General features: G+C 51.6%; 21 protein-coding genes and 1 pseudogene. 4 read left to right on the forward strand and 18 right to left on the reverse strand.

Translation table 11 applies throughout. The annotated features are described in order from the left end of the window. Window positions 1–242: 242 nt before the first annotated feature. From PN477_RS14395 to PN477_RS14465, 16 genes and pseudogenes are all read right to left on the reverse strand, one after another. Window positions 243–947 carry a TIGR00266 family protein gene (locus PN477_RS14395; protein WP_272122389.1) on the reverse strand — a complete coding sequence of 235 codons (705 nt, stop codon included), beginning with the start codon at window positions 945–947 and terminating at the stop codon, window positions 243–245. Between the two features lie 40 nt (window positions 948–987). Continuing rightward, window positions 988–1,662 carry a TIGR00266 family protein gene (locus PN477_RS14400; protein ID WP_272122391.1) on the reverse strand — a complete coding sequence of 225 codons (675 nt, stop codon included), beginning with the start codon at window positions 1,660–1,662 and terminating at the stop codon, window positions 988–990. 19 nt (window positions 1,663–1,681) lie between these two features. Continuing rightward, the gene (locus tag PN477_RS14405) at window positions 1,682–2,359 is read right to left on the reverse strand and encodes a TIGR00266 family protein (protein ID WP_272122393.1); all 678 of its coding nucleotides are present in this window, start codon (window positions 2,357–2,359) and stop codon (window positions 1,682–1,684) included. 157 nt (window positions 2,360–2,516) lie between these two features. Continuing rightward, the gene (locus tag PN477_RS14410) at window positions 2,517–3,419 is read right to left on the reverse strand and encodes an Rpn family recombination-promoting nuclease/putative transposase (protein ID WP_272122395.1); all 903 of its coding nucleotides are present in this window, start codon (window positions 3,417–3,419) and stop codon (window positions 2,517–2,519) included. A 14-nt stretch (window positions 3,420–3,433) separates the two neighbouring features. Continuing rightward, entirely contained in the window at window positions 3,434–4,036 is a 603-nt protein-coding gene (locus PN477_RS21005) for a hypothetical protein (protein ID WP_465250282.1), read from the reverse strand. Between the two features lie 176 nt (window positions 4,037–4,212). Then, window positions 4,213–6,397, reverse strand: a pseudogene (locus PN477_RS14415) (ATP-dependent Clp protease ATP-binding subunit); the annotation flags it as partial. A 290-nt stretch (window positions 6,398–6,687) separates the two neighbouring features. Continuing rightward, window positions 6,688–7,041: a XisI protein gene (locus PN477_RS14420; protein ID WP_272122399.1), complete on the reverse strand. Its 354-nt coding sequence runs from the start codon at window positions 7,039–7,041 to the stop codon at window positions 6,688–6,690. Between the two features lie 31 nt (window positions 7,042–7,072). Beyond that, a complete protein-coding gene (locus PN477_RS14425) occupies window positions 7,073–7,798 on the reverse strand; it encodes an ABC transporter permease (protein ID WP_272122401.1) in 726 nt (241 codons plus the stop codon). Further along, the gene (locus tag PN477_RS14430; protein ID WP_272122403.1) at window positions 7,795–8,448 is read right to left on the reverse strand and encodes an ATP-binding cassette domain-containing protein; all 654 of its coding nucleotides are present in this window, start codon (window positions 8,446–8,448) and stop codon (window positions 7,795–7,797) included. The genes PN477_RS14425 and PN477_RS14430 overlap by 4 nt, the downstream gene beginning before the upstream one ends. 2 nt (window positions 8,449–8,450) lie before the next feature. Beyond that, window positions 8,451–8,819 (reverse strand): hypothetical protein, encoded by a 369-nt coding sequence (locus tag PN477_RS14435; protein ID WP_272122405.1) that lies wholly within the window; start codon window positions 8,817–8,819, stop codon window positions 8,451–8,453. A gap of 394 nt (window positions 8,820–9,213) precedes the next feature. Next, a complete protein-coding gene (locus tag PN477_RS14440) occupies window positions 9,214–9,834 on the reverse strand; it encodes a Uma2 family endonuclease (RefSeq protein WP_272122407.1) in 621 nt (206 codons plus the stop codon). A gap of 30 nt (window positions 9,835–9,864) precedes the next feature. Then, on the reverse strand, window positions 9,865–10,617 hold the full coding sequence (locus PN477_RS14445; protein ID WP_272122409.1) for a hypothetical protein: 753 nt from the start codon (window positions 10,615–10,617) through the stop codon (window positions 9,865–9,867). Window positions 10,618–10,726: 109 nt separating this feature from the next. Further along, window positions 10,727–11,599, reverse strand: a complete 873-nt coding sequence (locus PN477_RS14450; RefSeq protein ID WP_272122411.1) for an S-methyl-5'-thioadenosine phosphorylase — start codon at window positions 11,597–11,599, stop codon at window positions 10,727–10,729. 29 nt (window positions 11,600–11,628) lie between these two features. Next, entirely contained in the window at window positions 11,629–12,255 is a 627-nt protein-coding gene (mreD, locus tag PN477_RS14455; RefSeq protein WP_272122413.1) for a rod shape-determining protein MreD, read from the reverse strand. A gap of 23 nt (window positions 12,256–12,278) precedes the next feature. Then, entirely contained in the window at window positions 12,279–13,025 is a 747-nt protein-coding gene (mreC, locus tag PN477_RS14460) for a rod shape-determining protein MreC (RefSeq protein ID WP_072620904.1), read from the reverse strand. Window positions 13,026–13,097: 72 nt separating this feature from the next. Continuing rightward, window positions 13,098–14,105: a rod shape-determining protein gene (locus tag PN477_RS14465; RefSeq protein ID WP_175551115.1), complete on the reverse strand. Its 1,008-nt coding sequence runs from the start codon at window positions 14,103–14,105 to the stop codon at window positions 13,098–13,100. 361 nt (window positions 14,106–14,466) lie between these two features. On the opposite strand from PN477_RS14465, the gene PN477_RS14470 reads away from it, so the two are divergent. After that, entirely contained in the window at window positions 14,467–14,841 is a 375-nt protein-coding gene (locus PN477_RS14470; RefSeq protein ID WP_272122417.1) for a single-stranded DNA-binding protein, read from the forward strand. Window positions 14,842–14,944: 103 nt separating this feature from the next. Beyond that, window positions 14,945–15,127: a hypothetical protein gene (locus PN477_RS14475; protein WP_139276608.1), complete on the forward strand. Its 183-nt coding sequence runs from the start codon at window positions 14,945–14,947 to the stop codon at window positions 15,125–15,127. Window positions 15,128–15,294: 167 nt separating this feature from the next. On the opposite strand, the gene PN477_RS14480 is transcribed toward PN477_RS14475, so the two are convergent. Beyond that, window positions 15,295–15,588 carry a hypothetical protein gene (locus tag PN477_RS14480; protein ID WP_272122421.1) on the reverse strand — a complete coding sequence of 98 codons (294 nt, stop codon included), beginning with the start codon at window positions 15,586–15,588 and terminating at the stop codon, window positions 15,295–15,297. Between the two features lie 212 nt (window positions 15,589–15,800). Continuing rightward, the gene (gene dnaA / locus PN477_RS14485) at window positions 15,801–17,156 is read right to left on the reverse strand and encodes a chromosomal replication initiator protein DnaA (protein WP_272122424.1); all 1,356 of its coding nucleotides are present in this window, start codon (window positions 17,154–17,156) and stop codon (window positions 15,801–15,803) included. Between the two features lie 155 nt (window positions 17,157–17,311). On the opposite strand from dnaA, the gene def reads away from it, so the two are divergent. Both def and PN477_RS14495 read left to right on the forward strand, forming a co-directional pair. Continuing rightward, window positions 17,312–17,848, forward strand: a complete 537-nt coding sequence (def, locus tag PN477_RS14490) for a peptide deformylase (RefSeq protein WP_272122427.1) — start codon at window positions 17,312–17,314, stop codon at window positions 17,846–17,848. A gap of 112 nt (window positions 17,849–17,960) precedes the next feature. After that, window positions 17,961–18,812 carry a Clp protease N-terminal domain-containing protein gene (locus tag PN477_RS14495; protein ID WP_272122429.1) on the forward strand — a complete coding sequence of 284 codons (852 nt, stop codon included), beginning with the start codon at window positions 17,961–17,963 and terminating at the stop codon, window positions 18,810–18,812. Window positions 18,813–18,865 lie beyond the last annotated feature (53 nt).

An 18,865-nucleotide genomic window follows, 5' to 3' on the forward strand; every position in this document is an offset into this window, starting at 1 on the left:
GTGACGTAAGCCTCGTAGGTGACGAAAGTCAGGGACAGATTCGAGGCAGGAGAGTAAGGGTAGTTCCATGAGGATATCCCAAGAAAATACTAGAGATATCCTCATTATCATTTTTCTCTCATCACAAGGAATCAGCCCTACTCTCCCTAGGGGAGAGGGAACTGGAACAATGGATCGGCTCCCCTCGCCCTCTGGGAGAGGGGTTGGGGGTGAGGGCTATCAAGTCAGTCAACCAGAGTCGGCTAACTCCGCACCGGCCGGAAGGGACTTAAAAAATTCACCAACGGGTAAATATTGCGCGACTGAATCCAAAGCCGCCCCTCACCCCGGAAGCGACAGACCAAACCCTCACCCCCTAAAATTCCCGTGCGTAGCCCTTTAAACGACAACCCCCCCAACATTTCCACCTCGTACTTTAGAGACGACTCAAACGCCACCACATAGCCCGTATCCACCACATAATCCCCCGCCACCGGCACTTCCACAATGCCGCCATAGGAGCTAAACCACACGGAACCCTGCCCCGTGAGACGCAGTAAAAACAGCGATTCGCCACTAAAAAAGCCCTTAAACCCTTGGAATTGGCTATCCACATCCACCGTGGGGCTACAGGCGACAAATCCCGACGACTGCACCATCAGAGCTTGATTATCGGTTAAAGCGTAATGTTGCACATCCCCCGGCACGCCCGGCGACACATAGAGTTGTCCCGCCTTGCCCTGGGCAGTGAACTCGTTCATAAAAATTGACTCACCCCCCACCATGCGCTTGATCCCCTGCATCATGCCACCGCGCACTTTGGTCGCCATGGTGATGCAACTATCCATCGCTGCCATGGCTGAGGCTTCCACAACAATGCTTTGATTCGCTTGGAGGGTGAGGACGAGGGCAGCGTAGGCGGGGGAATGTTCGATGTCGTAGACAAATTCGGATTTGTTGAGTTCCATAAGTTGAGTTCCATAATTCTAGGCGGTGAACGATTGGGGGTTAACGAGGGGGCAGCTTACTACCGACAGCGCGGCCAAAATTGTAGTTGTTGTGGGTTTGGCAGTACACTTTGCCGTTGCCTTTAAATCGACAGACAAAGCCTTCACCGCCGAGAAAGGCCCCCAGCCAGCTACTCCCCGGCTTGCTAATTGAAAAGGTGAGGCTTTTCTCAAAGGCGACAATATGGCCGGTATCGACGATGTATTCACCATCAACATCAATTTCGTAAATGCCGCCGAAGGAGGTGAGCAGAACTTGACCGCGACCGCTGATATCGAGCCAAAAGAGACTTTCCCCGGAAAAGATGGATTTAAAACCCTGGAAGCCGAGGTCAATGTCTACCCCACTTTCACTGGCGAGATAGGAACCGGATTGAACCACGAGTTCACTTTGGCTCAGGTCGTAGATCAATAAATCCCCCATCAGTTTGGGGGAGAGGAAGATTTCGCCGGTAATGGGGGTACGAAAGACGCTGAGGAAGAGGGATTCTCCTGCGAGGACACGCTTGAGACCGCCGAAAACGCCGCCGCCTTTGCCACGTCGGAGGGTGGTGCTGGCGTTGATGTGGCCGCTCATGGCGATCATGGCTCCGGCTTGGGCGACGAGTTCTTCACCGCCGATCAGGGTTATTTTTGCGATCGCACTATCGGGCTGATGTAGTAATTCAATCTCCATCCTGTTTAACTCCTGACATTTATCTCAACTTCGGACGGAGGAAGCGCACCAACCCATCCACACTGCGGGACTGCATATAAATGACCCCCGTCCCTTTGAGGTGATTCACCAACCCTTCCCCAGAGGTCAACGAGCCAATAATGCCCTTGGCAAACCGGACATTGAGCTTAATTTGCGGCTCGTAGGCGACGAGATGCCCGGAATCGACAATAAAATCCTGCGTGATTTGGCGTTTCGTCAGGCCGCCGTAAGCTCCGAAAAAGACTAAGCCTTTGCCGTTGCTTTCCACTTGCAGCTTAAACAACCCTTCCCCGGCCAACCAACTGTTAAACCCGGCCCACTTCACCCCCAGCTTAATCCGGGCGGTGCTGGCGATATAGGCCCCCGGTTGCAGACAGAGGGCCGCCTGTTGTTGGCCGTCGAGTTGAATCACTTCCATGTCACCAATGATCGATTGGGTGAGGACAAGACTCAGCGGGCCATCGGTGCGATTGATAAAGGTATTGGTAAAGAGGGTTTCACCGCCAAATCCGGCGCGGAGCAGGGCGGGAATCAGACCGCCACTAAACTGGGTGGTCATGGTTAGACCCGCATCCATGCTGGCCATGGCTCCGGCTTCGGCAATGATCCGCTCGCCCGGATCAAGGGTGATGAAGATGGCGGCAAAGGCGGGTTTATAGCGGATCTCGTATTTCACCGCTGTGTTACTCCTGATCGTGTGATTGCGTTGGTCTTTCCCTGTTGTACAGCAGAGTGGGGAATTTCTTAGTCTTTTTTAAGAAACGCTACAGTTTGCAAGTTGGTGGGGAAGAGCGATCGCACCGAGTCTGTCCCGAAAATCCGCTGCATCCAGTTTATTGGGGCTTGAGCTTGACCCTGAGTTGCTCCACTTGGGCAGGGGTGAGGCCGGTGAGGTCGCTCAAGATTTCGTTGGATAGGCCGTTTTGAATGCCTGCGATCGCCACCTGTTCTTTGGCCAGGGCAATTCCTTCTTCTCGCCCTTCTTCTCGCCCTTCTTCTCGCCCCTCCTCACGAGCCGTATCAATGGAATTCTTCAAATCTCGGTAATATTTGAGACTGTTTTCATAGGATCGAACCTGCTCAGAATTGAACTGGGCAATTTCTGCCACCGCAAAGAGTTTTTGAAACACTGATTCTTGGAGTATTTCAGGGATTTCGTCAATTTGAGTGAGATTGCGTAGGATATACAGCCATTTTTCAAAGCGGGTTTCTAGCTCTTCAATTGTTTTGGTGAACTTGGGCATTTCCAAGTAGATAAACGTGAGCTTGTCATAAAATACCTTGCAAGTGTCGATATCGGTGAGCTTCACATCATAGCGATATTTGTGGGGTTCATGTTTATCCTCATCAAAGACAAAATCCAAAATCGCCACCGTATAAACTGCGTTGAGTTGATAGTCCCACTTTCCTTGCTGGGCTTGCTCTCGAATCGGGAATGTCGAATAGTAAACCGTGCGATCTTTGAAAAAGTTTTGCTTCGTTTTTTGCAGTTCAACGATGAACTTTTCGCCCCGTTCATTTTCACAATAGAGGTCAAAAATAGCCTTGCGATCGAGACTTGTATCCCCTAATTGCTCATTTTTGATGTAGCTCAAACTGATGATCTCGCCCTGTTCTTCCCGAAGTAGTTCATTCAGGAAGTCGAGGAGTAGATCTTTGTTGGGTTCTTCACCGAAGATTTTTTTAAAACCATAATCGGTGAAGGGGTTAATATATTTTTCGGTGAAGAAGTACATCGGGTTACACTCCGTTAAAACAAAATCCCCTCATCATCGCTGACAATTTCCGCTTGCACCGGGGTCGCGTCCTCCTCTGGCTCAAGGTCGGCCGCTTCGTCGGGGGACGAGACCACTTCAGCCTGAGTGATCACCGGATCAGCCCTGACCTCCGGGACGGGATCAGGTTCGGCCTCGGTGGGCGGCGGTGGGGCTGGGGTGGATTTCGTCAGCACCAATTCCTGATCGACACAATCAACGCGCACCGTATCCCCTTCCCCAAAGGTATTTTCAAGGATTTTCGTGGCCATGGGGTTTTCCAGTTCACGCTGAATCGCCCGCTTCAGGGGACGTGCCCCATAGACCGGATCATAGCCTGCCTCAACCAGATGATCTTTAGCGGCTTCGGTGAGTTCGAGGGTGATCTGTTGTTCGTCGAGGAGTTTGCGGATGCGCTGGAGTTGAATCGAGACAATTTGCCGCAACTCTTCGCGCAGCAGGGGTTTAAAGACGATGCGCTCATCGATGCGGTTGAGGAATTCCGGGCGGAAATAGCCCCGGAGGATTGCGTCCATGTCTTTGCCGCCGCCGACGATGCTTTTCGCGGCTTGGGGGGTGCGATCGCTCTCCGGAACCATTTCAGCAAGGATGTCATGGAGCAGGGCTTCCACTTCTTGGGGGGTAACGGGTTCATCCAATTGCGTTCCGACTTGGAGCAGGCTTTGGTGTTGGGCTTGGAGGAGTTGGCCGATCCGTTGGCGCAGTTTGCGATCGAGTTCTTGTTTAACGGGGCGGGGGGGTGCGATCGCATTTCCCAAGATCACATCGCTGCCGATATTACTCGTCATCACAATAATCGTATTGCGGAAATCCACTACGCGCCCCTGAGAGTCCGTCACGCGCCCATCATCGAGGATTTGCAGCAGGATATTAAACACATCGCGATGGGCTTTTTCCACTTCATCGAGGAGGACGACGGAATAGGGACGACGGCGCACTGCTTCGGTAAGTTGGCCGCCTTCTTCGTAGCCGATGTAGCCGGGGGGCGCACCCACGAGGCGCGAGACGGTGTGTTTTTCCATGTATTCCGACATATCGAGGCGCACCATTGCATCATCGCTGTCGAAGAGGAGGGCGGCGATCGCTCGTGCCAATTCCGTTTTTCCCACCCCAGTCGGCCCCATGAACAGGAAGGAACCAATGGGACGGTTGAGATCCTTCATCCCCGCCCTTGCGCGTCGGATCGCCGCCGAAACAGCAGACACCGCCTCATCCTGACCGATCACCCGCTCGTGTAATTGGCCTTCAAGTTGCAGTAACTTTTGCTTTTCCGACTCCATCAAGCGCGTCACCGGAATCCCCGTCCAGCGAGCTACCACATCGGCAATATCGCCTTCGGTCACTTGTTCGCGGAGAAGGGCGCTGCCTTGGTTTTGGCGATCGAGGAATTCGGCCTCTTTGGCTTCCCGCTCCTGCTGGAGTTGCTCCCGTTCAAATTTGAGTTGATAGGCGCGGTTTTGGTCGTAGTCCCGCAGGGCGCGTTCCACTTGGAGGCGCAGTTTATCCTCTTTTTCTTTGAGACTGTTGATCTCGTCGAGCATCTGCTTTTCGGCTTCCCACTGGGCAGCGAGGCCGGTTTGCTTGGCTTCGAGTTCGGTAATTTCTTGGTTGATGCGGCTTTGGCGGTCTTTGGAGGTGGGGTCACCCTCTAGGGAGAGTTTTTCCATCTGCAATTGCATGATCCGCCGATCGAGGCTTTCGAGTTCCATCGGTTTGGAGGTGATCTCCATTTTTAACCGGGCGGCGGCTTCATCGACAAGATCGATCGCCTTGTCGGGGAGGAAGCGATCGCTAATATACCGATGGGACAGGGTTGCGGCGGCCACCAGGGACGAATCGGTAATCTTCACGCCATGATGCACTTCGTAGCGTTCCTTTAACCCCCGCAGGATCGAGATCGTATCCTCAACGCTGGGTTGGCGCACATAGACCTGTTGAAACCGACGCTCTAGGGCGGGATCTTTTTCGATATGGTTGCGATATTCATCGAGGGTTGTCGCCCCAATACAGCGCAGTTCTCCCCGTGCCAACATCGGTTTGAGCAGATTCCCCGCATCCATGGCCCCGGCGCGATCGCCCGCCCCCACCACCGTATGCAGTTCATCAATAAACAGAATCGCGCCGCCATCGGAATGGGTCACTTCATGCAACACCGACCGGAGGCGATTTTCAAACTCACCGCGATATTTTGCCCCCGCGATCAAGCTGCCCATATCCAAGGAAACCAGTTGACGATTTTTCAAAGATTCCGGCACATCGCCATTCACCATCCGCTGGGCGAGACCTTCAGCGATCGCCGTTTTCCCCACCCCCGGCTCCCCAATCAACACCGGGTTATTCTTCGTCCGCCGCGAAAGGACTTGAATCACACTGCGAATCTCCTCATCCCGTCCAATCACCGGGTCAAGTTTCCCCGCCCGCGCCCGCTCGGTGAGATCAATCCCATATTTTGCCAGGGCTTCGTACTGTTCTTCGGGGTTTTGTTCGGTCACTTTTTGGCTACCCCGGACGGCTTTAATCGTGGCTTCGATATCCTGGGGGTCAAGATTAAATTTACGGAACAGTCGCCGCCCCAAGCGGGCATCTTCAGCGAATCCCACCAAAAGATGCTCCACCGCAATGTAGCTATCCTCCCAACTGCTGCGAGAGGCTTCGGCGCGATCGAGCATCACATCCAAGGCTCGCCCTAAATACAGTTGATCCACATAGGGAAACCGTTGTTGACCGTTCACGAAGGTTTCAACCTGTTGTTTAAACGCCCCGATTTCAATGGCGGCCTTGTCTAGAATCCGTTTGGTTAACCCATCTTCCTCTAGAAGAGCCAAAATGACGTGTTCTACTTCAAGCTGCTGATTCCCACAGCGGCGGGCCACTTCCTGCGATCGCACAATCGCATCCCAAGCCTGTTCTGTAAATTTACTTGCGTCCGTTGGCTGCATACTCCTCTTCGTGGGCAATTTAGCACCCTATTGTATCAGTGTGCTCGGTGTCAGGGTCGGAAGGGGCGCGATCGTGCTTCCTAAGCTTCCAGCCACCTCAACAACTCACCCACCGTTAACCACAATGCCTGGGCAAACTCAGGAACGGGCAACCGATCATCATCACAATCACAAACGCGGGGCATTTGATCCGGCGTGAACACCCACACTTCTGATATATTCTTGGGCGGGCTGGGTTGCGGGTCGCTGCAAAAATTCAGCGAGTGCGATCGTTTGCTCAGAGGTGGGCATCATGAATTTACACCTGTTCCATACCCTGTATGCTTGCGAATATGCGGCGGGTGAAAGGCAAGCACAATGCAATCTTTCGGAACTCCCTCGGCGACAAGTTCATCTGTGATGCCGTGGTCTAGTCCGTCGTGATGGAGCCAGATTTTTTGGTCGCGAATTTCAGCATCAAAAATGAGATTATGAATGCGTTGAATGCCCTGCCAACCTTCATCAATGATCAAATAGCGTGTTTGGTCTTGGCTGATAATCAGTTGGATGGAGGTTTCACTATTTCGATTCAAAATGTTGCAATATTCCTGAAGAATAGTGAGCAATACTCTACGATGTTGATCGACAAAAATCAAGGTATCCATTATTGCTCACCCTAAAACTTGAAACTTTCATTTAGTCCAAAGCTTTCTCTCGCCTATAAGCCCAAATTGCCCATGCAAATCCTACAATTGCGGTCCAAAGTAACCAGCCAATATCAACGAGCTTATGTAAAACTGGCTGAGCTTGGTTATTAAATAATAAGTCTGAATAATGAAAGAATGGTGAAAGTGGCAGAAAATCTCGTATTATATTCGGTAAATTTGGTAGAGGAACTACACCCAAAAAACTCACGAGAAGAAAGATAGAAATAGTCGCTCCGCTGCTTTTTGGATTCAGCGTGTATCCCACAGCAAAAAATAGAATCTCAAAGGGAATCAGCCCCAACAAGATCAGAGTAAATTTTAATATCCACCAAGATAGAGGATAACCAATTTCACCGTGTTTGAACCACTCTAACCCTAACAATGTATAGAAAAGAACTATTGATAATGCATTTGTTGTCAGAACCTTAGCGATAATATATATGCCTGGTGGTAGAGGTGTAACTCTAAGTAATTTAGTCCATCCTTGTAAACGCTCATTAGCAATTTCTAGTCCTAACTTGTCAATAAAAATTAGAATTGAAATCAATAAACCAAAAAACAAAAAAACAGATTCATTTTCACTAGGAGACAAACTGTTTACTAATATAGGTGCTGTAGAAATCGTTATAATAGATATTATGAAAACCCAGTTTCGGATGAGTGAGAGAAATTCAATGCGAAGTTGTGCTATTAGCATTCGTAAAAGTTCACTCATGATATAGTTAGCTTCCCTTCCTTCAGTAATAAACGCTTTGTCACTAAATTTAAAATCGGGTCTAAGCTCTGTTCCTGTTCATGAGTCACTAAAAGTACCGATTTACCATCTTTACAAAAATCGTGGATTTTGTGTAATAACTTGAGTTTTGACTTTTCACTTAAAAAAACAGTTGGTTCATCAAGAATCAGTAAGTCGGGATTACCTGTGATCGCTAAAGAAAAATATAGTAATCGCTCCTGTCCACCCGATAATTCAGAAGCCCAAGCGTTACGATTTTCACCTAAGCCACAAAAATCCAATAAAGTCTGTTTATCTAGCGGATCAGAATAGTAGGCACGAATGAGATCAATTAACTCATCTACTGTAATGTGATTAGGCGCTGTCGTTTTCTGTAACATCACACCCACTTTGGATCGAGAAACTGCTTGCTTAGGTGAGTGTCCCATCATGACTACATTCCCTTTGCTAGGTTTCTTTAAACCCAGTAAAATGTTAATCAGTGTACTTTTCCCTGACCCATTTTCACCCTTTAATACTACGAATTCACCTGATTCGACAGAGAAATTTATTCCATCTAATATTTTTATTTGCTTCCCATTCTGCCGATAAGTTTTATGTAGATTGCATACATCAATCATTGTATTCATAACTATCCCCAAACCTGCAAGATTAACCAAACAAATAAACCTATCAAGGCGGCTGGAGTAAAAGCTAAGCTTCCCAAGGTCACCGCTAAGACAGAGCTTAGACCTGCTGAAACCAGAGCAGATAGCTTCAAGCATATAACACTTCCACCGACTAGACAATTTGGATTGTCTCCACCGAACGGAAGAAAGATGCTAATGATAACTAGGCTGATAGGAATGACAACCGAAAACATGATTGGTTTTGCAATTCCAGGAGGAACACTAAAATCAAAATTGACACCGATCTTGACATCTTCAGAACGATGATCCTCGGAATTCTCAGGTTGGTTCGCTTCTATATTAGGCAGTTCAGATTCTTCAGCTTGTGACATTAGTTATGCTTGAAACAGTACATTTTTTACATTTTCTAGACAGACAGAAAGTCATATCCTTGGTGCTTTTTTCCAATCAATTTGGCTGAACCATGAATTTGGATGGGTGAGATGCCACCACTTACCATGCTTCTTTGAAGATTGCTGATGCTCTACAAATGGAACTTCAGAATGCTGAATGAGCCAGGTTGAAAAGATCAAGACTAATGTGAATATCGAAAACATTAGCCAAGATACAACTTGGAAAATATTTATTTTCTGTGAGAACATTTTTAGAAAGAACAGACAGTTTCAGGGCGGATATTTCTCCGTACACCTTTAAGTAAAAATAGTAATATTGGCGTAATCAACATGGTCAGAGTCGAAACATAAATTCGTTAATGTTTACCCACTGTTACAGCCCCGATCGCCCCGCCCGAAAAACCTGCTCCGCTGTGAGATCTAACGCCGGAAACAACGCCGACTTAACCCGATCCTCACCCTGAAACAACGCCACCTGATATTCTCCCTGCACTAACGAACACACCGTTAACGTCGGCACTTTGGGTGAGCCAATGTATCGCTGCGCCCCCAACGCCTTGTAATCCACCAGCCAATATTCCGGAATGCCCATCGCCTCATAATCACCCAACTTTAGCGTGTAATCATCCCGCCAATTCGTGCTGACCACCTCAACCACTAGCTGAATACTTGGCCCCGCCATCACCGTCGAAGCCCGTTCCCATAAAGGCTCCGTTTCCAAGGCTGCCCAATCCAAGATTGTGATGTCTGGCACATAGCCCGCCGCTGGCCGATCTGGCTTTACCACACAGGTTGTCGGGATCACCCAATCCAACTGCCGCTGCTGAATCTGTACGCCGAATTGCAACGAGAGAAAGCCAGCGATTAATTTATGTTGACCCCGTGGACGCACTGGAATCACCTCCCCTTCAATGAGTTCGTAGCGATCGCCCCGCTCCGGATAGGTGGCAATGAAGTCGTCAAAGGATCGAGCTGTTGTGAACGCTTGTACCATCAGCCATAGCCTAACAAGATACTGTTGATCTTATCGGAAAACTAAATGAGCGATCGCACCCACCAGCAGCACTGCCCCCGCGATCGCACTCGCACCCACGGGCATCAGTTCCGCCTGACGCTGGGCGATCGCCACAAACGCCCAAATCAACACCCCCGGATAAACACCATCGCGGTAATAGAGAGCGATCGCAATCCCCAACAGGGTCGCCACCCCCACCATCACACAAGCCCACACCGCCGCCCCAAACCCCAACTCCGTCCAACCGGAACTATAGAGCGCCGTCGCCCCATTCACCACCGTCGCCACGCTGATCCAGCCAAAATACAAACTCAACGGGTAATCCACAAACCAGCGCTCGCGTCCCTTGCTCTGCCCCCCGTCACGCCATTGACCATAGCCCCAGATCAACGCCGCCAAAATTACCCCCATCGCCACCATCGATCCCCAAAAGAGACGGGAGAGAAAGAGAAAGACCCAGACAATCTGCGCCACGGAACTGAGAATGAGGGCATGGCGTACCGGGTTGAGGTCGGCGCGATCGCGCTGTCTCGGCAGGAGTTGATAGACCCCAAAGGTAATCAGTCCCAGATAAATCACCCCCCAAATAATGAAGGCGTAATTGGCAGGGGTGATCACCACTTCTCCAAAGGTATTGTTAGAAATTGCCCCAATGGATTCACCGCCAATCGGGTCAATATTCGACCAAGCATTGACCGCAAAGGTCACCAAAATCGCCAACAGTGTTAGAGCGGGGTGGAGCAGAGTGAAAGTAAACTTCATAGCAAATTCAGCGCATAGACCGTCTCTATTCTGGCAAATGACGCTAATGGGGGGCGATCGCCCAGTGGCAGAACAAGGGGCTGAAGGCCCTTGCCTGTTCTTGGTGTCTTTATAAATACTTCTGCAAAATCACTGCTAATTTTTCTTTGGTGGCTGGGGGCGCGGTATTGAGTGGCGTGAGAATCGCGTATTTGAGGGCGCTGTGGGCATCGGATTGAGGGGGATTCGCTGCCAATTGGGCCACGGTGGCTTGAATCACCTGTTGGGCGTGGCTGGCGTTGCGGTGGAGGTGATCGAGGATCATTTCAACGGTGACGCTGTCGTGATCGGGATGCCAACAGTCGTAATCGGTGACGAGGGCAAGGGTGGCGTAGGCGATTTCCGCCTCGCGTGCGAGTTTGGCCTCGGTGAGGTTGGTCATGCCAATCACACTTGCGCCCCAACTACGGTAGAGGTTCGATTCGGCCTTGGTGGAAAAGGCGGGGCCTTCCATGCAGACGTAAGTGCCGCCGCGATGGAGATCTACATCCGTGAAATTCGCGGCTTCGACGGCATCGCCTACAATTTTTGCCAACTGGGGACAAACCGGATCACCAAAGGCGATATGGGCGACGATGCCCGCTTCAAAAAAAGTGGCTTGGCGGTGTTGGGTGCGATCGATGAATTGATCCGGCACGACCATGTCGAGGGGTTTAATCTCGGCTTTGAGCGATCCAACGGCCGAGGCGGAGATCAGGTATTCCACACCCAATTGCTTCATGGCGTGGATGTTGGCGCGGAAAGGGAGTTCTGAGGGGGTAAGGTGGTGGTTGCGGCCATGGCGGGCGAGGAAGGCGACGGGCGTGCCGTTGAGTTCGCCGGTGATCAAGGCATCGGAGGGGGGGCCGTAGGGGGTGTCGAGGCTGACTTCTGCGATCGCGCTCAGGGCATCCATCTTGTAGAGACCACTGCCGCCAATGATGCCAATTTTGATCGGATTCATGAGCTAATTGAAAGTGAGATGACGTTAACTTAGGTCGATTGATTGCAATCGTTCAAATATTCCCACCAACGATTGAGGGGATAATAGAGCACCGGGGCCCAAAGACTACTCAGAATCGCCGAAGATAGGGCAATGCGCTGATGCTCCGTCCAAACGAGGGCCACATTCCGCAGCCCTTGGATACTGTACTGCATTGCGGTAATCGTTTCGGCCACCACCGCCATCCCAAAGACAATCAGCGCAATGGAAATGAAGTCTTCTTGGATGTAGCGTTGCTTTTGAATCTTAGCGGTGAGAATGCCCACGAGCATGAGGCTAATGATATGGGAGGGGTAAGATAGGAGAATATCGCTTTCAACGCCAGGCATGGAGGGATCAACCGGCATAACGCCATCCATGATGGGAACACCATCAAAGGCCGTCAGTCCATCTTGAATCAAACCGAGGGCAATGCCAGCGATCGCACCTTGAAAAGCATTGCGCTTCACACTCCACACCACCACCCAAATCAGCAGCCAATTCGGCCGAATCCCCAGCAACTCAGTCCCCGGTAAGCGGGTCGGCAAAATCATCAAGCAGATCAACACCGAACCCGCCACAATTAACCAATTACACAGGTTCCGGAACCACGGAGAAAATTCAATAAATCTCAGCACAGTTTGTTGGCAATCCTCAGGATCTAGAGACGACTTTGAAAGGGATGAATCACCACCCACTCCAGATAATCAAAGGGTGCGGTTAGCTTGACGATGACCTCCGGGGCCGGGCTTTTTTCCAGATCCACCGTTTCCACCGAACCCAGGGGAATACCCGGCGGAAACAGATAACTCGCTGGTGATGTGACAATCTTATCGCCGGGCTTCACATCCGGAACCTTGTCAAAAAATTCCATCACCGCTGTTTCTGAGCCTCGGCCCCGGATATAGCCCATATAGCTCGTGCGGGCAATCTTCGCCCCCACTTTGCTCGTCGGGTCACTCGCCAACAGGACACGGCTCGTATTGGGGGTGACTTTAATCACCCGACCCACCAAGCCCCCCGGACTGCTAACCACATATCCCGTCTGAATCCCACTCTCAGAGCCTCGACCGAGGGTAACCTGTTTCCACCAATGATCGACGCTGCGGCCAATGACCGGAGCGGTGATCAGTTCTCCCTGGAAGGATTCACTGTAGTCGAGGAGTTCCTTGAGTTTTTGGTTTTGCTGTTCAAGCTCCACGAGCTTTGTTTCTAACTCAGAGACTCGCGCATCAGCCCAGCGTTCTTGGGGAATCGGGCCGGGCTGAAAGGATTGAACAGCTTGGTAATATAACTCGGAGATAAACGCCCCTTGGGTCTGACGAAGGAATAGGGCGATCGCTAGCACCAAACCCGTTACAAAGAACTTGGGTCCGTAGCGATCCCACCAGCGGCGCACTGTAAACATTAACTCTGCCTCAACAGTCTTGATGTCATTTTAGCGATACAGGCAGGTTTTCCTGCCATCAGTGCAAAATGTCTACATCACGCGAGAGCGACTGCTAAAGACTCGTTCTAACTGCTTAAAGTTCTCCAGCACTCGGCCCGTTCCGAGCACCACACAACTCAAGGGGTCAGCCGCGATATGGGTGACAATGCCGGTTTCATGGCTAATCAAGGTATCAATGCCGTTGAGCAGTGCCCCACCGCCCGCGAGCATAATGCCGCGATCGATAATATCCGCCGCCAACTCAGGCGGAGTCCGTTCTAAGGTGCGCTTCACCGCATCAACGATAACCGCCAAGGGTTCCGACATACTATCACGCACTTCTGTGGACTTAATCGTCACAGTGCGGGGCAACCCAGACAGCAAATGCAAGCCCCGGACTTCCATCGTCAAGTCCTCATCCCCTTGTAAGGGATAGGCCGAACCAATTTGGATTTTGATTTCTTCGGCGGTGCGTTCTCCAACCACCAGGTTATGCACCTTTTTCATGTATTGGGTAATCGACTCGCTGAGTTCATCCCCGGCAACCCGCACAGATTCACTGAGGACAGTACCCTGCAAGCTCAAGACCGCTACTTCTGTGGTTCCCCCACCAATGTCAATAATCATGTTGCCGGTGGGTTCCGCGACGGGTAGACCCGCACCAATGGCAGCGGCAACGGGTTCATCAATCAGGTACACATCCCGTGCCCCAGCTTGGGACGCGGCTTCCATGACGGCACGCCGTTCAACACCGGTGACACCGCTAGGAATCCCAATCACGATTCGGGGGGATACGAGGGTGCGGCCTTCATGGACTTGCCGAATAAAGTGTTTCAGCATCAGTTCAGCCGTATCAAAGTCTGCAATAACCCCATCCCGGAGGGGACGCAGGGCTACCACATTACCGGGGGTACGACCTAGCATTTTTTTGGCATCTTCACCAACGGCTAGGGGTAATTTTAGGTCTTGGTCAATGGCAACAACGGAAGGCTCTTGCAAGACAATCCCTTTTCCAGAGACATAGACCAGGGTGTTTGCTGTCCCTAGGTCGATTCCCATATCTCTGGATAATGTAAAGCGACTAAATATTCCCACGCTTTTTTACGCCCCCAAGTGCGATACTCTACTGGCTAGTTTAGAACTGACATGATGGTCACAATGTAACCGATGTGGATTCTATTATGTTTTCCGTCCCCCGTCTAGTCAAATCGGGTATTTTCCTAGCCGGGGGCCTGGGGAGTGAGGTGATGGGGCGGCAAAAGAACGGATGAGTCAGGGGTTGAGGGCAAAATCCCTTGGGGGCGGGCGGGGGACTCGCTAAAACAGTACAAAAAATCTAAGATAATGAGATCGGCTGAATTAAGCTGAAACCATCAGTTGAACGGTAATCATTACGTAATTTTTAGGAGTTGTTGGGGCGATGAGTTTGAATATTGTGAATTTGGTGGGGCGTGCGGGGGCTGATCCGGATGTGCGCTATTTTGAGTCGGGGTCGGTGTTGTGTGAGTTGCCGTTGGCGGTGGATCGGCGCACGAGTCGGGATGATAAGCCGGATTGGTTTAATCTCAAGATTTGGGGGAAGACGGCGGAAGTTGCGGCGAATTATGTGCGCAAGGGGAAGTTGTTGGGGATTCAGGGCGAGTTGGTGATTGAGACGTGGCAGGATAGCCGCACGGGGACGGAACGCTCAAAGCCGGTGATCCGGGTGATTCGCATGGATCTGCTGGGGTCGAAGCGGGATGATGCGGCGGGGGCGGCAGGCTATACCGATTATGGTTCGGGGGGTGAGTTTTAAGCTTGGGGGCGATCGCAACTCCCCGCCTCGCTGGCCTATTCGCCAATGGGGCTTGTTAAGATACGTTGGATTGCTTTTCTGCCCACGCCTACTCTTTATTGTTATGACTGAACTGATGGATGAACAGACGTTGCGCGATCGCATTGAAACCGTGCGTCAGCGGCGCGGCTTTTTACTGGATCTCCTCGAACAGCCGGATCTAGGGACATTACGCCTGGATGTCAACCAAGCCCTCGAAGAATTAGACGAACTCTTAGAAGAGTATGAGCGGGTTTTTCCGGCTTAGGATTCAGGGTGCGATCGCCCGGTTGATCCTATTCAAGCTGATCCGCCGCGATGCAATGCCGTGATGAAAACCGGACTATGGAGCAGGTGACCCGATGGGGTTAGTCCAGTCCATAATCCGGTTTTTCCGTGGAGGTTACAGCGTTGATTTGTGGGATCGATTCAAAGTTACGTCGAAGGTGAATAGTGCTGATGGTACGGGGTGCAGATGTAGAAGAGTGTCCCGACAAAGCTAAAAGCGGTGGCAATCACTAAACTGCCATTGAGGGGATGGCCATCCCCAAAGGTGGAGAGAATGGTAATGACAAAATCAAAGGCTTGGTGACCCATCTGAACCAGGCCCAAGAGACAGGGCACCATGAAGGAACTGGCCAACACAATGCCAATCAACATCAAGGGCATCACAAAGCTCAACAGGGCTGTGAGAAAACAGGATTGGATGTGATGGTTGGATAAACGCATATCCGAGGAGACTCCTTAGTGCGGAAGTTATTCACCGTTAGCTTCGTTCAAGACGGAGGCGCGAAACGCAAGACCTGATGACAGACTTTGGTGAACTTGCCTCTCACGATAAGGGCAATCTGTGAGGGGAATGGCATTATGTCGCAAATCTTAAGAATTTATTAAATTAGTTCGTAAAGAGAGCCAGATATGGCTGAAGTGACGCAGTTTCGTTAAAACAGTGGGGGAAACGGCTGAGAACGGGTGATGCGATCGCTCAATTGCATTAACGTTTGATTGAGTTTAGTATCTTTTTTCCGTAATTGCGCAATCTTGTCACAACTGTACAAAACTGTGGTGTGGTCTTTACCGCCAAACTCTTCGCCAATGCGGGGCAGACTTAAATTGGTATGTTGGCGCATCAAATACATCCCCACTTGGCGGGCGAGGCTGATTTCCCGGCGGCGAGAATTACTTTTTAGAAGATCTGCTGACACCTCAAACACGGCGGTAATCGCATTTAAAATCGCGTCGGGGGTCGCGTCCACCGTTTCCACGGGGGGATTGAGGACGGGGGCAATGTTTTCCACCATCATCGGTAGCCCGGAAATGGAGGTGTAGGCGATCGTCCGAATCAAAGCCCCTTCGAGTTCCCGAATATTAGAGGTGTAATGAGTGGCGAGATATTCAATCACCGTGCGGGGTAAGCGCACATTTTCGTCGTCGGCTTTCTTTTCAAGGATCGCCATCCGGGTTTCAAAGTCGGGGGATTGGATGTCGGCGATCAGTCCCATGGAAAAGCGTGAACAGAGGCGTTCTTGGAGGCGGGGGATCTGACTAGGGGGGCGATCGGCGGCGAGGACGACCTGTTTTCCGGCTTCGTGCAGGGTGTTGAAGGTGTAGAAAAACTCTTCTTGGGTGTATTCTTTGCCTTCGATGAATTGAATGTCATCCACCATCAACACATCCGCAGCGCGGTAATGCTCCCGAAACCCTTCCATATTGTCTTGGCGGATGGCGGTGATCAGATCATTGGTGAATTTTTCGGTAGAGACGTAGAACACTTGGGTGTGGGGGTTGATTTCGAGGCGATAGTTACCGATCGCTTGCATTAAATGGGTTTTTCCCAATCCCACCCCGCCACAGAGAAAGAGGGGGTTAAATTCTCGGCCCGGCGCTTCCGCCACCGCCAGGGACGCGGCATGGGCCATGCGGTTATTGGCTCCCACCACAAACCGCGAGAAGACGTATTTTTGGTTAAAGGGGGTTTCACTGGGGCGGCTGGTGTCGAGGTCGCGATCGCTCCCCGCCGTCGGTTCAATCCGCCAGCTTTGATCATGGTCTACCTGAGCCGTGGTGATTTGCAGTTCGAGGGAATGGCCGAGAATTTCCGTCACCACCTCACCGATGGGATGGAGATAGTGTTTTTGGAGCCAGTTACAGGCAAACAGGTTCGGTGCTTCGATCACTAAGCTCTGTTCCGTGAGGTGCTTCACCTGAGTTGGCTTGACCCACGTTTCAAAGGTGGGTTGGGTTAAACGATGTTCTAGGCGAGCCAAGACCTCTTGCCACAGTTGCTCAGGAGACATAGGGGATGAAGAGGAGAAAAGGACAAAGGAGAGCGATGAGTTTTGTATCTTAGCCCGTTTAATTAGGGATGGCTAGCATTCTGGGATGAACGGCGGCGGGGTGGGGGGGAATCGATACAATGGGGCTAACTGGATGTGTTGGAGAGAACGGGACTGTGAGCGACGAGCATTTATCAATTTTGTCCTATGAGCAGGCAATTTTACATCAACGGGCGATCGCGATCGCTGACCCCACCATCCCGCCGATCCAGGCCTTAATTACAGCCATGCTCGCCACAGTTCACGCCTCGAATGGAGTCGGCTTGGCCGCCCCCCAAGTGGGGCATTCACTGCAACTGGTGATTGTCGCCTCCCATCCTAACCATCGCTATCCCAACGCGCCAGACTTAGCCCCCTTTGCCCTGATTAACCCGCAGATCCTCGCCCATAGCGAAGACGTGGTGGAAGACTGGGAAGGATGCTTAAGTGTGCCCGATGTGCGGGGGATCGTGCCCCGCTGGCAGTGGGTGCAGGTGGCCTATAGCGATCGCCACGGTCAGCCCCACTGTGACACCTACGACGGCTTCGTCGCCCGCATCATTCAACATGAACTCGACCACCTCCAGGGCATTCTCTTTACCGAGCATCTCGCAGCGGGCGATCGCCACACCGAAACCGACTACCTCGCCAGGATCAAGCCCTCCCTATGCTAGGCTACGGCGTGGATTATCCATCAGGGCTTCATCGTTTGTTTGGCGATCGCATCAGCATTATCCATTGACCCCATGCTAGTTTTCCCACCCGATTCTTGGTCTCTTCAATTCAATGCAACACGATAACGTCACCCACTACGCAGATCTTCTCGCAGCCCTCGGCACACCCGCCCGGTTAACCATCGTGCGTCTCTTAGTAAAAAAATCGCCCCACCCCCTCAGCATCGAACAACTCCAAGAACGCCTCAAAATTCCAGCCTCCATCCTCAACCAGCACCTCAACAAACTCCGCCAACAGGGCATCTTAATCATCCCCGACCCCAACGCAGCCACCCACTACACCGTTGATGTCAATGTCCTAGAAGACCTCCTCGCCTTCTTTTATGCCGAATGTTGTGTGCGGCAGCGTGTGATTGACTGGGGACGAGTCAACGACAAAAAAGAGCGGCTCTTAACCGAAGCCGAAGTCGCCACCGTCGATCAAGAAAGCCTCGAAAACGTGATTGACACCGCCATCTACGATCGCCTCGGTGGCAAAGTCCTCCAAGCCCTCCTCCTCGCCCGCACCGAAGCGATCCGCTCCGGCCATCAACAAATTGGCGCAGAACACCTCCTCCTGGGGCTGATCTTAGAAGGCAGCGGCCTCGCCACCACCGTCTTGCAACAGTGGGGCCTCACCGCATCTGCCATGCGCCAAGTCATCACCCCCCACCCAGACGTAACCGAACCCCCCCAACATATCCCCTTCAGCCCCGAAGCCTCCCACGTCCTCACCCTTGCCCTAGTCGAAGCCAACGAAAGCGGCGATATCTTGATCAACACCGAACATATTTTGGTCGGCCTGATTCGCGCCCTCCAAGAATCCCAAACCCGCAGTCATCCCCTCTCCATCGCCTCTCAATTCCTCGTCCAACTCAACCTCGATCCTGAAACCATGCTCACCACCCTCCAAGATCAGGCATGATTGCCCCCCGCCCAACGGGAAAAAGCCCAGAGCGTCGGCTCTAGGCTTCTAGA

Origin of the sequence: Spirulina subsalsa CS-330 (genome assembly GCF_028330765.1) — a bacterium.
GTDB classification, from domain to species: Bacteria; Cyanobacteriota; Cyanobacteriia; order Cyanobacteriales; family Spirulinaceae; genus Spirulina; species Spirulina subsalsa_A.